Source organism: Terribacillus saccharophilus (genome assembly GCF_002272075.1).
Classification (GTDB): domain Bacteria; phylum Bacillota; class Bacilli; order Bacillales; family Amphibacillaceae; genus Terribacillus; species Terribacillus saccharophilus_A.
The window spans coordinates 1-1,857 of record NZ_NPBJ01000009.1 but is presented as its reverse complement, the minus strand read 5'-3'; the positions used below and the strand labels follow the sequence as shown (position 1 = coordinate 1,857).

Annotated in this window: 1 protein-coding gene; it reads left to right on the top strand. The window is 39.0% G+C overall.

The window, feature by feature from the left end:
• Nucleotides 1–270: 270 nt before the first annotated feature.
• Complete coding sequence (locus CHH48_RS05500) at nt 271–1,809, top strand: recombinase family protein (RefSeq protein ID WP_095220260.1); 1,539 nt, start codon at nt 271–273, stop codon at nt 1,807–1,809.
• The last annotated feature ends 48 nt before the right edge of the window (nt 1,810–1,857 follow it).

Genomic DNA, 1,857 nt, shown 5'->3' with positions numbered 1-1,857 from the left:
AATTTTGTGTAAATTTTCAGTTAATTAATTAAAAATCCATTATATCAGTATTTTTGACTTTTCATCATTTTGCATCTTTCCCAAGTCCGTTGTATTAAGGTGGAGAAAGAAAATAAATTCAATATGAGCTTTCCCAAGTTGAAAATCACCTAAATAAAGGAATATTTTGAATGAGTTAGGTAAAGCGAGCAAATAAGATTACTGTACGAAAGTGACCTTAAATACAACATTACTTGTTATAATGTAGTTAAAACATATAAGGGGGACCAAATGGAGATATTTAAACAGATTCAAAAGGAAAAAGACCAGATTACACCTTATGTAGATTATCCTTACTTGGTCTATGGTCGTGTCTCAACGGACAAAGATGAACAAGTTTCTTCTATAGAAAATCAAATCGATATCTGCCGTGATTGGTTAGAGAAAAACGGCTTCGAATGGAATCCTGATTCCGTATTATTGGACAACGGGATTTCCGGCACCACAATACTCGCCCGTAAAGCGATGACCCTCATCTTAGAAAAAGCCCGTAAACGAGAAATAAAAATGGTTGTATTTAAATCCATCAGTCGACTTGCTCGTGATCTTAAAGACTCCTTAGAGATTAAAGAACTTCTTTTATCTGCAAATGTCAGAGTAGTAACAATTGAAGAACAGTATGATAGCTTGTATGAAGGTAAGAACGATTACAAATTCGAAATGTTCTCCATGTTCGCTGCACAGTATCCAAAGAGCCTGTCAGTGTCCATCAGTGCTGCTCATGCTTCAAAGGTACGCAGGGGAGAGTTCCGGGGTGGAAGACCTCCATATGGCTATCGCATTAAGGATAAACACTTGGTTATCCAAGAAGATGAAGCAGAAGTGGTTCGTATGATCTTTGATCTCTACAACAATAAGGGTCTTGGCTTCAAAAAAGTTACACACGAACTGAATAATTCACTGGCTAAAGGTGATATTGTAGGACCTGAACGTAAAGATAAATGGCAAGTTACAACTATCCAGACCATCATTCAAAACCCTATGTATGCCGGCGTAGTCGTTTTAAACAAATATACGCACGTTAAAGTGGATGGCCGGAAGAAGCAAATCAGAAATCCTATGGAAAAGTGGAACATCTTCTATGATCAGCACCCGAGAATTATTTCTGAGGAAGAGTGGGAGAAGGCCAATACTAAAAGTATTATTGCAGCGAAGCGAAGAATTACACCCTGGAATGAATTAAGAGGATTACTGAAGTGCGATGTCTGCGGATCCAATATGGTTGTCAACGCTTCCTGGAAAGCTAAGAAGGACGGTACCAAGACGCATTGGGATTATCTCAAGTGTAGCAGCTATCGCCGCGGTGGTGAGTACGGCTGCGTGAATCATGCACCTATAAAGTATGAAGAAATACGCCAGCTAGTTATATCCAAGTTACAGCAGCATGGCCATGATATGCCACTCAACCTAAAGAACAACATGATGCAGAAAAAAGAAAAGTTGGAGAAGGACCTTAAAACCAGAATTGAAATGCTTAAGGGTAAGAGTAAGCGGCTTATCGAACTGTACTTAGAAGATCAGCTTATCTCCAAGGCAGAGTTCCAAGTAAAGAGAAGTGAAATTGAGGCAGACACGAAGAAAGCGGAGGATGAACTGTTCCTTTTGTCATCCGAAAAAGAAGAGCAGCTGGACATACAAAACATCAAGCATGCTTTTACTGCGTTGAACAATACCAGTGAGGATCTGCACGAAGTGTTCAAGACGCTTATAAAAGAAATCAGAGTTGGCCAGACTGGAGAATTAGAAATCGAATACACTTTTCAGCCTTAAATCGCACTCATCTATGCTTATTGTTGGCTAAAGGTATGTATTGCAAAT